The organism is Halalkalibacterium halodurans, assembly GCF_005671335.1.
Taxonomy (GTDB): domain Bacteria; phylum Bacillota; class Bacilli; order Bacillales; family Bacillaceae_D; genus Halalkalibacterium; species Halalkalibacterium halodurans.
In genome coordinates, this window is record NZ_CP040441.1 from 70,169 (window position 1) to 82,863 (window position 12,695).

Consider the following 12,695-nt stretch of genomic DNA (forward strand, 5'->3'; position numbering starts at 1 on the left):
GAGCTGAGCAACCTTCAATTAGGATTGTGTTGTACGTGATACGTAATCTTGAAGATCTTTTAAGATATCTTTCGCACCTTGAGGGCTTAAGATGATCTTTCCTTCTGCAAGAGAAAGGTTGTCGTCAGATACTTCACCAGTTACTTGACAAGTCATGTTTGGCTTATACTTTTTCAAGATGATGCGATCATTGTCGACATAGATTTCAAGAGCATCTTTCTCAGCAATGTCTAATGTACGACGAAGCTCAATAGGAATTACCACACGACCAAGTTCATCAACTTTACGAACAATACCAGTAGATTTCATAGAAAATTCTCCTCCCGAAAAAAATAAATCTGTTTTATAAAATGTGTCATAATTCGACATTTTTTTATCTGAACTAAGAATACCAATGTTTCCAAAACAAGTCAATTACTTTTTTGAGAAAAATTCAATGTAATTTTTTCCTTTTTGCTAGATTCCTTTTATATCAACGTATTACGTAAACGAAAGGATGAAAATATGATTGAAATCTCTTCAGATTTAATAGAAAAACTGACGAAAATTAACGATATCTTAAAAGAAAGGTCAACTATTTCGTCACTCGAAGTAGACAAAATTCGACACTCTTTATCGATCTCAGGAGCTGTCTTTCGACAAATGCAGCCTTTAGGGAGCGAAATGATTGCTCGTTGGCTTGATAATAAGCAGATCGGAGCTGTGGATGGGTCGGTTAATCAGACAAAGGGATCGCCTCCTCATGTGCTCTATTTATTTCAAGCTTTAGCGAAAACACTCCAAGGTGTTGAAACGAAAAAAACAGACGTCTATTCACCTCTTCTTGACTCACCTGAGGATGAGACGGAGCCGCTGAAATGGCGAGCCCACATTTTGTCGAAGCTTGAACTTAAAGCAGCACTAGATTTAATGGATCAAGCAGAACTTGCCATTTTAATGATGGATGGCGCCTTGTACCATTATCGAATCGATGCTCCAGAGGAGTGGGAAGTACTTAGAAACAGGGCCCTAGAGCGAGGGACCCTTCTTGTTGGCGTGTCAGAGGAGATAACAACAAGGAATATTGGTAGTCTATCCCCTTTTACGACGATGTTTAAACACCAAACTGTCTATGATCGGGATTTGTTATTCGGTGTATTGCATAAAAGGGAGAGTTTATATATTGAAAGCATTCAACAGAAAGCTGGGCTCCGATCTGTCTGGATGAGGGCTAGCAGTAGTCCGGCTATTACAGGGTTTGATATGTTAGAAGAGCAGGCGGAGGAGATGAACGATGTTGCTGATTTCTTAGCAACGATGACTCCTGAAGACGGTAGGGGGATTCCTCTCTTCCTTGATATTGTTGATCGTGAGGTGCGGCTATCAGATAAACTAGTCGAAGCGATGGTCGATCAGTATTTAGAAACGGAGCTAAAGGAACGCTACTTTTCCCAGAAGCGTGAGGAACGGCCTTATTAAGTTTAGGAAAAAGGAGAGTGTGAGATGCAAGTAGTCGGGATTACGACCCAGCATGAAGTCTATGTGGCCTCAAAAGAACACAAATTTCGTATGAACGAAATGGTCGTTCTTGAGGATGAAGATTTGTTCGATCCGAAAGGGGAAGTGGTGGAGACCTTTTCCTATAATCGCTACATCCCGATGGGGTTTGATAAAGGGATCGTGGATCAGCAAGTGCTGCAAACGTTAGAGCAACTCGGATACGATATTGGCTCAGATGATATTCATTTAGCGAAGGTGCGTCTGTTTGAAGAGGCGATCCAACCGATTCAGACAGGTGCGAGTGTACGACATCCGTCTTTTGCAGAAATCGCTCCTCTGTTAGTGAAAGCAAGGCCTGAAGATGGTCTTGTGTTAGGAGAGGTTAAGTCTACGGAATATGTAGCAGAGACGCTTCCAGACGAATTGAAAGGATTAATGAAAATTCGTGAACAAGAACAGACGCGGAAGCAGGAAGGGGTTCCGTTTATTTTTGATATTCGCGCGATGCAACAATATCCCCATATCGGTGTGTTCGGTGGATCGGGCTCAGGAAAGTCGTTCGGCCTTCGAGTCATGTTGGAGGAGCTGATGAAGCTCGAGATCCCGACCCTTGTGTTCGATCCTCACTTTGAGATGAATTTTTCAGCAAAAGCGGAAGGACAGGAGGATGCTCCTTCCTATCAATCGAACTATACCGTCGTGCAAATCGGTCGTGATGTGGGAGTGGATTTCTCGGCATTATCGACGCGGGATGTGGAGCGCCTACTGCAAGCGGCTGGTTCATTGTCCGAATCGATGGTGAACGTCATTCAATCGCTCCATAAACGAAAGGATAGCTACCAGTCATTTAGTGACCGGGTTGGGAATTTGGCGGACGCCCTTGAAATCGGTCGGCAAAAGGTGGACAACTTGCTACATGACGGCGGAATGAGTCGCGAAGAGATTGAACGATATCACTCGTACAAAAAACTACTCGAGCAATATGGAAGCTTACCCCTTGCCTCTGTTAAAGGGATTCAATGGCGACTGTACCGTCTCAATCAAGCTGGGTTATTTCAGCAGAGCATCCGTGTCATTGAAGAGAGCTTGCACCGCGGACAGCTTGTTGTCGTTCAAGGAGCAGTCTGGTTGCTCCAAGTGTTTTCAAGCTATGTCGTTGGAGCATTATACGGAAAAAGAAGAGCCTATAAGGATGCGAAGCTGCAGCACGAGCAGGGGGATTTCTTTCCACCGTTTGTCATTGTCACCGATGAGGCCCATAACTTTGCACCAAAAGGATATGAGGCCCCTGCAAAGCCAGTACTGAAGGAAATCGCTCAGGAAGGACGGAAATATGGCGTGTTTCTCATTTTTGCGACGCAGCGGCCAACCTTGCTTGATGAGACGATTACGGCTCAGCTCAATTCGAAGTTCGTTTTCCGAACGGTGCGTGGCACGGACATTCAGACGATTAAGGAAGAAACCGATCTAACAAATGAAGAAGGAAAACGTTTGCCATATTTGCGATCAGGAGATGTGTTTGTGTCATCCGCTATAATGGGGCGAACAATGGCTGTTCGTATCCGGCTAGCCCATTCGACGAGTCCGCATACGGTCAATCCATTCGATGAACTACAGGAACGGAAAACCCAAGGAGATGACGAGCTAATCAGTGCCCTTGAGCCGTTTTTACCGCTGGCCGAGACAAGTGTTATGAATCATATGGATGCGCTTCATAAACAGACAGGTAAGCGGTGGGATGTAAGCGAGTTAAAAAAAGAGTTGGAACGACTTTGTGATGCAGGGAAACTAAAAAAGCAAAAAACACCGTTCGCTACTGTTTATGACCGCCCTTGACAGGAATGAGGGTTGTTCGGTATATTTTGGCTAAGTCAAGGTGAAAATGAGCGTAAGAACACAACGTGATAAGAGTCCTGATGAAGGGATGAGTACAGCTGATTGACCTATTTGCGTCATGCTAAGCAGAGAGCCGGGGGAGCTGGGAACCGGTATAGGGGGCAGCTGGAAGATGGTCCTGGGAGGGTTTTCTTTCGAGTGTTGCTTTTAAACATGAGGGAGGAACGTAGCTGGCGTTAACAGAGAAGTCAACGTGACTTCATGAGCCAATCATTGTGAAGTGATTGGAAAACATGGGTGGTACCGCGTGAGCACTAGGCTCTCGTCCCAATGGGATGAGGGCTTTTTCTAGTTTGTTTTAGGAATGCGATTCGATCCCGTATAAAGTTTGCGTGAAATAAGAAGGAGGAAGACGATTATGTCGAAAGAGCAAAAAACATTTTATTTGACTACACCGATCTATTACCCGAGTGACAAGCTACATATTGGTCATGCATATACGACAGTAGCTGGTGATGCGATGGCTCGCTACAAGCGGCTTCGTGGCTATGATGTTATGTATTTAACGGGGACGGATGAGCACGGTCAAAAGATCGAGCAAAAAGCAGAGGCCAAAGGGTTAACACCTAAGCAGTTTGTCGATGAGATTGTCAGCGGTATTCAGGATCTATGGAAAAAGCTCGACATTTCTTATGACGATTTTATTCGTACGACCGAGGAGCGTCACATAAAAGTCGTTCAGCAAATTTTTGAGCAGTTGTTGGATCAGGGAGACATCTACCTTGGGGATTACGAAGGTTGGTACTCCATTCCAGATGAAACGTTTTACACGGAAACTCAGCTTGTAGATAAAGAATATGATGCTGACGGGAATCTCATCGGAGGCAAAAGCCCTGATAGTGGGCACCCAGTAGAAAAGGTCCGTGAACAATCGTATTTTTTCCGAATGAGTAAATACGCAGACAGGTTGCTACAGTTTTATGAAGAAAATCCACAGTTCATTCAGCCAGAATCTCGGAAGAACGAAATGATTAATAACTTTATTAAACCAGGACTTGAAGATTTGGCTGTTTCTCGCACGTCGTTTACGTGGGGCGTTCCAGTGCCGCGCGACCCGAAGCATGTGGTATATGTTTGGATTGACGCCCTTTCCAACTATATCACTGCACTTGGGTATGGCTCGGACCAGCAAGAAAAATACGAGAACTATTGGCCAGCTGATGTTCACCTTGTCGGCAAGGAGATCGTTCGTTTTCATACTATCTATTGGCCGATTATGCTGATGGCTTTAGACTTGCCCCTTCCGAAAAAAGTATTTGGTCATGGCTGGTTGTTGATGAAGGATGGAAAGATGTCAAAATCGAAAGGGAACGTTGTTGACCCGGTCCCACTTATCGATCGTTACGGGTTAGATGCGCTTCGCTATTACTTGCTTCGAGAGGTACCGTTTGGCTCGGATGGTGTCTTCACACCAGAAGCATTCGTTGAGCGGGTGAACTATGATCTAGCCAACGATCTTGGTAATTTGCTCAACCGAACGGTGGCCATGATTGAGAAATATTTCGATGGGAAGATTCCTTCCTATGTAAAAGACGGTACCCCGTTTGATGCGGATCTTGTCGAACTTGTGTATTCAACTGTAAAAAAAGTAGAGGATGCCATGGAGGAAATGGAATTTTCCATTGCGTTAACAGCCATCGGCCAGCTGATTAGTCGCACGAATAAATATATTGATGAAACCCAACCGTGGGTTCTGGCAAAGGATGAATCGAAACGTGAGCAATTAGGGGCAGCAATGTACCATTTAGCTGAGTCCATTCGTTATGTATCGGTGTTGCTACAACCATTTATGACAAAAGCACCGCAAAAAATTTGGGAACAGCTTGGCATTGATTCCTCCCTCACGACATGGGAATCCCTCGAAACTTTTGGACAAATTCCAGGGAACACGAACGTACAAAAAGGGCAGCCCCTTTTCCCTCGGTTGGATGTGGAGGAAGAAGTGGCTCACATTAAATCCCTTATGGGTGGAAGTAAAAAACCAGAAGAGGCGCCAAAAGATGAGAAGGAAGAATCGGATGAAATTACGATCGATGATTTTTCAAAAGTGGAGCTCCGCATAGCGGAAGTCATAGATGCTGAGCCTGTGAAAAAGGCCGATCGGTTGCTGAAGATTCAGCTTGATCTTGGCTATGAGAAACGCCAGGTCGTTTCAGGTATTGCAAAATACTATTCTCCAAGTGATTTAATTGGAAAAAAAGTCATTTGTGTTACGAACTTAAAACCAGTGAAGCTTCGTGGTGAGCTTTCACAAGGAATGATCCTAGCTGGTTCGGAAGGAGATCAATTGCGGTTGGCGACAGTTGATGGAGCATTACCGAATGGGTCACTTGTAAAATAGTGCGGGTGGAAGGGAGGAGGACTACTTCTCCCCTTGCTTTTTCCAATGGGTCAAAAACATAAAGTTTTTATTATTATAAAATAGCGAATATAGAGGTGTCTGTCATGTTGTTTGATACACATGTCCATTTAAATGCGGACCAATTCGATGAGGATCAAGAGGAAGTGATCAAGCGGGCACAAGAAGCTGGCGTGAAAGAAATGGTCGTTGTCGGATTTGATGAGAAGACGATTCATCGCGCGCTCGCGTTAGTTGAGCGGTATGATTTTATCTACGCCGCAGTAGGTTGGCATCCAGTGGATGCGATCGACATGAAGGATGAGCATTTAGTGTGGCTTGAAGAGCTGGCAGGCCACCCAAAAGTCGTTGCTCTCGGTGAGATGGGCCTTGATTATCATTGGGATAAATCACCGAAGGACGTGCAAAAAGAAGTGTTTCGGAAGCAAATTGCATTAGCGAAAAAAGTGAAATTACCAATTGTGATTCATAATCGTGATGCTGATCGCGATATTGTGGATGTGCTTAGGGAGGAAGACGCTGGGCAGGTCGGTGGGATTATGCACTGCTTTGGTGGGAGTGTCGAGATGGCTCGTGAATGTATGGAGATGAACTTTTACATTTCCCTTGGAGGTCCTGTGACGTTTAAAAATGCAAAACGCCCGAAATTAGTTGCGAAGGAAGTGCCTTTGGATCGGCTGCTCATTGAAACCGATTGCCCTTATTTAGCGCCGCATCCATATCGTGGGAAACGAAATGAGCCTGCTTATGTTAAACTAGTAGCAGAGCAAATTGCCGAGCTTAAAGAAATCCCGTACGAAGAAGTGGCAAAAGTAACGACGGCAAATGCTCGAAAATTATTTGACATCGTTCGCTGACAGATAGTGTCTGTTTATGTAAATGTCTGTCTAACGAAAGGGACATGCGGAGAAGTTCTACATAACTTGCGCGAGGCATAAAGTGGACGTGTCGAGAGATTTTTGTTTTCAACTTGAGCAAAATTTAGGATAATAGGAGCACAGGTTGAATTCTAAAAATCGAAAAAGAGTTGACAAAGTGAGGTGAACTATTTATAATTCGATCCTTGAAAGGGAGGAATCATTTCACATGGAATCGAATGTAAGCACATCTTCGTCTGGACCCAGGTCCATGAAGGGGCTCGTCATCTCCATCATTAGTCTGATTCTCTTTGTTGCCATTATTGCTTTTGCGGTACATGAGTCTTCAAAAGCAACGGTCACAGTTCAAGTGGATGGGGAAGAATATGTAGTCAAAACCCATGCTAGTACTGTTGCCGACCTTATGGCTGAACAAGGTTGGGATTATCAAGAACATGACTTGATTGAACCAGCCCTTGATGCGGAAATTTCAGGGAATATGACGGTCTCTTGGAAAAAAGCCGTACAAGTGTTTGCCACGTTGGATGGTGAAGAGAAGACGATTTGGACGACAGCTGATACTGTTGAGCAACTTATCGACGAAATAGATTTACAAGTCAAGAAGCATGATAAGCTTAAGCCAAGCTTAGAAACCGCGATTACCGAAGGTCTAGAGTTAAACTATGAATCTGCTTTTCAAGTTGAGCTCATAAGTGACGGTGAAGAGCGCAAAGTATGGACAACTTCGACTACTGTCGCTGACTTTTTAGAAAGAGAAGAAATTGAATTGGGCGAACTTGATCGGGTTGAACCTGAGCTATCAGACGAGATTGATCAAGAAACGGACATCCGAGTCATCAGAGTGGAAAAAGTCACCGATGTAGTGGAAGAATCTGTTGCATTTGCAACAGTGACTCGAAAAGATGAAAAGCTAGATAGCGGAAAAGAAAAAGTCGTAGAAGAAGGGCAAGAAGGAAAAGTTGCCCATCACTATGAAGTTATTTTGGAAGACGGGGAAGAAGTTTCTCGTGAATTAGTGAAAACAGAAACCGTCGAAGAAAGTAAAGATCGGGTTGTTGCGGTTGGAACGAGGAAGGTGCAGGAGAATGTCTCTCGGAGTAGCGGATCATCCTCCTCATCCTCATCCTCCTCATCATCGTCTTCCTCCTCATCATCAAAATCTGATCAATCGAGCAAGAGTGAGTCATCCTCATCCTCTTCCTCTTCTTCAGGCGGTGGGAAGACATTTACCGTAACAGCAACAGCCTATACAGCTAACTGCAGTGGTTGCTCTGGTGTGACAGCGACAGGAATTAACCTGAATAACAACCGTAACATGAAGGTGATCGCTGTCGACCCTAATGTTATTCCGTTAGGTAGCAGAGTCCACGTTGAAGGTTATGGTACAGCGATTGCTGGCGACACTGGTGGCGCGATCGTCGGAAACAAAATCGACGTTCATATGCCGTCAACTGCGGAAGCGCAGCGTTGGGGCCGAAAAACGGTGAAAGTCACCATTCTTGATTAATCCAAACACTAAAGCATTGACACAGGGCATTTTTGCTCTGTGTTTCTTTTTTAATCGATTGAAGTTTACTCACGGATAACGAGTACCGAATCCGCGTTTTCCTTTCATCCAGGAAGGTCGTATAATGAGGGAGGAACATAGAAAGAGATTGGAGGACGTCATGAAGATCAAAGAAATGATTGTCGTTGAAGGAAGAGATGATACGATCGCCATTCAACGGGCAGTCAATGCAGATACAATCGAAACAAACGGTTCGGCCGTTAATGAGGAGACGCTCAAGCGTATTGCCCTTGCGCAACAACGGCGAGGGGTGATTATTCTAACCGATCCTGATTATCCCGGCGAGCGAATTCGCCGAATTGTTAGTGAGCGGGTTCCTGGGTGCAAGCACGCCTTTTTGCCGAAAAAAGCCGCACTCTCAAAAAATGGTGACGATTTGGGGGTAGAGAATGCTGCACCGGAAGCTATTCGCCATGCATTGGGGAAGGTGCATGAGGCGATGGAGGATCCTTTAGAGGTCATTTCAAGGCAGGACTTATTTGATGCAGGATTAATGGCCGGAGCGGATGCGAAAAAACGCCGAGAACAGCTCGGTATATTGTTAGGGATCGGATATGCCAACGGAAAAACATTGTATAAACGCCTGAAAGCATTCCAAATTACAAAAAGGGAATTTGCCGAGGCAATCGCCCAAATAGTGGAGGAGGGCCGAGATTGACAAAAGATATTGCAACACCTATTCGAACGAAAGAAATTTTAGCGAAACACGGATTTACGTTTAAGAAAAGCCTAGGGCAAAATTTTTTAATTGACCCGAATGTTTTGCGCAACATTGTAGATGTGGCCAGTCTAACACCACAATCAGGTGCAATCGAGATCGGTCCTGGCATTGGTGCATTAACGGAACAGTTGGCAAGGCAAGCAAAGCGAGTCGTCGCCTTTGAAATTGATCAGCGTCTAATACCGGTTTTAAGGGAGACGTTAGCGCCTTATGAAAACGTCACCGTCATCAACGAAGACGTGCTAAAAGCGGACGTGAAACAAGTGATTGCTACGACATTTGAAGAAGGACAAGACCTTATGGTAGTCGCGAACCTCCCTTACTATGTGACGACACCGATTTTGATGAAGCTGTTGGAAGCCAAGCTCCCCGTTCGTGGAATTGTCGTCATGATTCAAGCGGAGGTAGCTGATCGAATTGCCGCAAAGCCTGGTACGAAGGAATACGGATCTCTTTCGATTGCTGCCCAATATTATGCGACGGCAGAGCTTGCGGTAAAAGTACCAAAAACGGTCTTTGTCCCTCAACCGAATGTTGATTCTGCTGTTTTGCGATTAACGATTCGTGAGAAGCCACCGGTAACTGTCGCCGATGAAGAGTGGCTGTTTGCGATTGTGCGCGCAAGCTTCGCCAATCGAAGAAAGACCATCTTAAATAATCTTATCCATAACCTCGTCGGTAAGGAGCGGAAGGATGAGGCTGTTCTGGCGTTAGCGGAAGCGGGAATTGACCCGAGTAGGCGCGGTGAAACGTTAACGATTGAGGAGTTTGCCGATTTAAGTGAACAACTACAAAAGCGATGATGGAACCTCCCCTCCTTTCCTTACATAGGCTGAAGAAGGAGGGGTTTTTTTCGATGAAGCCAAAGGTTGGGGATATCGTTGCGAGAAAATCGTATCAATGTGATTTACTTTTTCGTATTGTAGCCCTCCACAATGATTTTGTGGAGTTAATTGGTGAGGATATGCGCCTTGCGGCTGATGCTCCTTACCATGACCTTGTGTTGATTCAAGAATCAGAACGCAAGCGAAGGAAAAAGGAGTTTTTACAAGCGGAGGAGCAGTGTTATAAGCTTTTTAGACAGGATTACAATTTGATGAAGCAACGGGATGAATATGAAGCCTCCTCAGGTTATACGAACGATGCAGCGTTTTTTGAAATGCGAGGTAGGGTGCTTCATATGGATGGTGACCCTCTGTATTTACGCAAGTGTACGGAAGTGTATGATCGATTGGGCGTGCCCGTGTATGGAGTCCACGTTTCAGAAAAAGAGATGCCGGAACAGATCGCCTCTCTTATCGAAATGGTACAGCCGGATATTATTGTTGTGACAGGACATGATGCGTATTTAAAAAACCGTGGGACGGAAAAGGACCTTAAAGCTTATCGGCATACAAAATTTTTTGCGGAATGTGTAAGGATTGTGAGACGCTATGTGCCTCAGCGGGATGAACTTGTGATTTTTGCAGGGGCTTGCCAATCCCATTTTGAAACACTGATCAAAGCAGGAGCTAATTTTGCAAGCTCACCCAATCGAGTGAACATTCATGCTCTAGACCCGGTGTATATAGCTTCCCGTGTTAGTATTACATCGTTTATGGAACGTGTTTCCTTATCAGAAGTACTCCGAAATACGATTACAGGGGAAAAAGGTCTAGGAGGGATCGAGACGAAGGGTGTCATGCGAAAAGGGATGCCTTTAAAAGCTATGGAAGAACAAGAGGATTCATAACACATGTTCAGAAAAACTTGGCATATTGCCGAGTTTTTTCTCGTTACAAAGACAAGCGAGACGTGTTATGGCTTACGATTCAATCGTTGCTTTTTTAGCAGCTGTTTTTCCCTTAGCTTTAATAAAATAAGAATACGTCCAATTTGATTGTACCTGGTGATCAAAGCTCTTTTGCAATGGCGATCAGCCTGTAATTTTGCAAATTTTATTCATATCTTCAAACAAAAAGAAGTTCAAATCCTTACATAAATTTCATCTTTTTCGTACATGATAAATATAGACAATCAACCGCGAAAAAAATCGAATTTAAATCGTTGACAATAACAAGGTTAAGTTGATATAATTTTTGTTTGCTTGACATTTTCATCCTAACCATGTTATACTATTCACAGAGAGAAGCGGGGTGTTATAATTGGGAAAAACCTTGGTGGAAATTAAGCGTGCCCTTGATGCTAACGTAGGCAAACGAATTACGATTAAAGCAAATGGTGGGCGACGCAAGACGACGGAACGTTCGGGTTTGCTAGAAGAAACATACCCTTCTGTGTTTATTATTAAGTTGGATGAAGATCAACATGCGTTTGAGCGTGTATCTTACAGTTATGCGGATATCTTGACAGAGACAGTTGAACTGACGGTCTGTGAGGATGACGGTGCAACAACGACGCTAAAGCTGTAAAACACTTCATGAATCGACATACATTGGCCCTTTGGATTTTTTTCAAAGGGCCATATTTCATGTCTTCCTGTACATACTAAGTGTATGTCGTAACATTGATTATCAAGCGAGGAGCTGTTGCGTCATGAGTCGAAGACGTGGAATCATGTCAGATCGCTTAAAGGAAGAAATTGCGAAAGAGTTAGGGTTCTACGATACCGTCCAACAAGAAGGTTGGGGAGGCATTCGTGCACGTGATGCAGGAAACATGGTGAAGCGTGCCATTGAGCTTGCTGAGCAGCAATTAGCAGAGAGAGAATCTTCACGTTAACAATGTTACGATATGTTAGGGGTTGGGTCACCAGCCCCTTTTTTCTCTTTTCAATGGGGGAGGGAATCGATTAAGCGAGAAGGCTCCTCTCCCCTGTTTCGCCCAAAAAAAGACAGCTTTCTTGTGCCATTTGTTACACGGTCTGGCTTGTTTCTGTCCAAAATGATAAAATAGCCTAAGCAAATGGAACATAGAAGGTGAAGCGTGTGAAACAGTCAGTGAAGGCCCCAGCTAAAATCAACTTATCTCTCGATGTCTTACATAAACGACCAGACGGTTATCATGAAGTAGACATGATTATGACAACAGTCGACCTTGCCGATCGGATTGATTTAACACTCCGTGAAGATGGGCTTATTTCGGTCGATGTCTCTGAAGGCTTTGTACCAAATGATGAAAAGAACTTAGCGTACCAAGCAGCGGCTTTGCTAAAAGCGCGCTATCACGTAAACGAAGGGGTCTCCATTTACATAACAAAGCGAATCCCAGTAGCAGCTGGCTTAGCTGGTGGAAGCAGTGATGCTGCCGCCACATTAAGGGGGCTGAACGATCTATGGCAGCTCGGGTTATCTTTGGATGAATTAGCGGTTCTTGGAGCGGAAATAGGCTCTGATGTTTCTTTTTGTGTATATGGAGGGACAGCAAGGGCCACAGGACGTGGGGAAATCATAGAACGGATTGCCTCACCGCCACCGTGTTGGGTTATTTTAGCAAAGCCGCCCATCGGTGTATCCACCGCTGATGTTTATAAACGACTAAATGTATCTGCGATTGACCATCCAACAACAGAACACATGATTGCTGCGATCGAGGGGAAAGATTTTGATGGCATCTGTCATCACTTGCACAATGTCCTTGAATCGGTTACCCTCGACCTTTACCCAGAGGTAAGAAACATTAAAGAACAAATGAAGCGCTTTGGTGCTGATGGGGTATTAATGAGCGGAAGTGGCCCCACTGTTTTTGGTCTCGTGTCGAAGGAATCGAGAGTTCAACGGATCTACAATGGGCTACGGGGTTTTTGCCATCAAGTGTATGCGGTTCGGATAATTGGATCGGCCGGCTCTTGATAGA

The 12,695-nt window shown here is 44.5% G+C and carries 12 protein-coding genes; 11 read left to right on the forward strand and 1 reads right to left on the reverse strand.

The features are described from left to right. Positions 1-18 precede the first annotated feature (18 nt). Positions 19-309 carry a transition state genes transcriptional regulator AbrB gene (locus FED51_RS00310; protein ID WP_010896234.1) on the reverse strand — a complete coding sequence of 97 codons (291 nt, stop codon included), beginning with the start codon at positions 307-309 and terminating at the stop codon, positions 19-21. 195 nt (positions 310-504) lie between these two features. Between FED51_RS00310 and FED51_RS00315 the strand changes: the two genes are divergently transcribed. From FED51_RS00315 to ispE, 11 genes are all read left to right on the forward strand, one after another. Beyond that, on the forward strand, positions 505-1,458 hold the full coding sequence (locus FED51_RS00315; RefSeq protein ID WP_053432336.1) for a DNA double-strand break repair nuclease NurA: 954 nt from the start codon (positions 505-507) through the stop codon (positions 1,456-1,458). Positions 1,459-1,482: 24 nt separating this feature from the next. Next, positions 1,483-3,315, forward strand: coding sequence for an ATP-binding protein (locus FED51_RS00320; RefSeq protein WP_010896236.1), 1,833 nt, complete (start codon positions 1,483-1,485; stop codon positions 3,313-3,315). Positions 3,316-3,733: 418 nt separating this feature from the next. Then, positions 3,734-5,716, forward strand: coding sequence for a methionine--tRNA ligase (metG, locus tag FED51_RS00325; RefSeq protein ID WP_053432335.1), 1,983 nt, complete (start codon positions 3,734-3,736; stop codon positions 5,714-5,716). Between the two features lie 104 nt (positions 5,717-5,820). Continuing rightward, on the forward strand, positions 5,821-6,591 hold the full coding sequence (locus FED51_RS00330; protein WP_053432334.1) for a TatD family hydrolase: 771 nt from the start codon (positions 5,821-5,823) through the stop codon (positions 6,589-6,591). A gap of 229 nt (positions 6,592-6,820) precedes the next feature. Continuing rightward, positions 6,821-8,119 carry a resuscitation-promoting factor gene (locus tag FED51_RS00335; protein ID WP_053432333.1) on the forward strand — a complete coding sequence of 433 codons (1,299 nt, stop codon included), beginning with the start codon at positions 6,821-6,823 and terminating at the stop codon, positions 8,117-8,119. Between the two features lie 148 nt (positions 8,120-8,267). Beyond that, positions 8,268-8,837, forward strand: a complete 570-nt coding sequence (gene rnmV, locus FED51_RS00340) for a ribonuclease M5 (protein ID WP_053432344.1) — start codon at positions 8,268-8,270, stop codon at positions 8,835-8,837. Continuing rightward, a complete protein-coding gene (gene rsmA, locus FED51_RS00345; RefSeq protein ID WP_053432332.1) occupies positions 8,834-9,703 on the forward strand; it encodes a 16S rRNA (adenine(1518)-N(6)/adenine(1519)-N(6))-dimethyltransferase RsmA in 870 nt (289 codons plus the stop codon). The genes rnmV and rsmA overlap by 4 nt, the downstream gene beginning before the upstream one ends. 53 nt (positions 9,704-9,756) lie before the next feature. Beyond that, positions 9,757-10,632: a sporulation peptidase YabG gene (yabG, locus tag FED51_RS00350; RefSeq protein ID WP_053432331.1), complete on the forward strand. Its 876-nt coding sequence runs from the start codon at positions 9,757-9,759 to the stop codon at positions 10,630-10,632. 412 nt (positions 10,633-11,044) lie between these two features. Beyond that, positions 11,045-11,311, forward strand: coding sequence for a biofilm formation stimulator Veg (veg, locus tag FED51_RS00355; RefSeq protein ID WP_010896243.1), 267 nt, complete (start codon positions 11,045-11,047; stop codon positions 11,309-11,311). Positions 11,312-11,435: 124 nt separating this feature from the next. Beyond that, the gene (locus tag FED51_RS00360) at positions 11,436-11,621 is read left to right on the forward strand and encodes a small, acid-soluble spore protein, alpha/beta type (RefSeq protein WP_010896244.1); all 186 of its coding nucleotides are present in this window, start codon (positions 11,436-11,438) and stop codon (positions 11,619-11,621) included. A gap of 206 nt (positions 11,622-11,827) precedes the next feature. Further along, positions 11,828-12,691, forward strand: coding sequence for a 4-(cytidine 5'-diphospho)-2-C-methyl-D-erythritol kinase (gene ispE / locus FED51_RS00365; protein ID WP_010896245.1), 864 nt, complete (start codon positions 11,828-11,830; stop codon positions 12,689-12,691). Positions 12,692-12,695 lie beyond the last annotated feature (4 nt).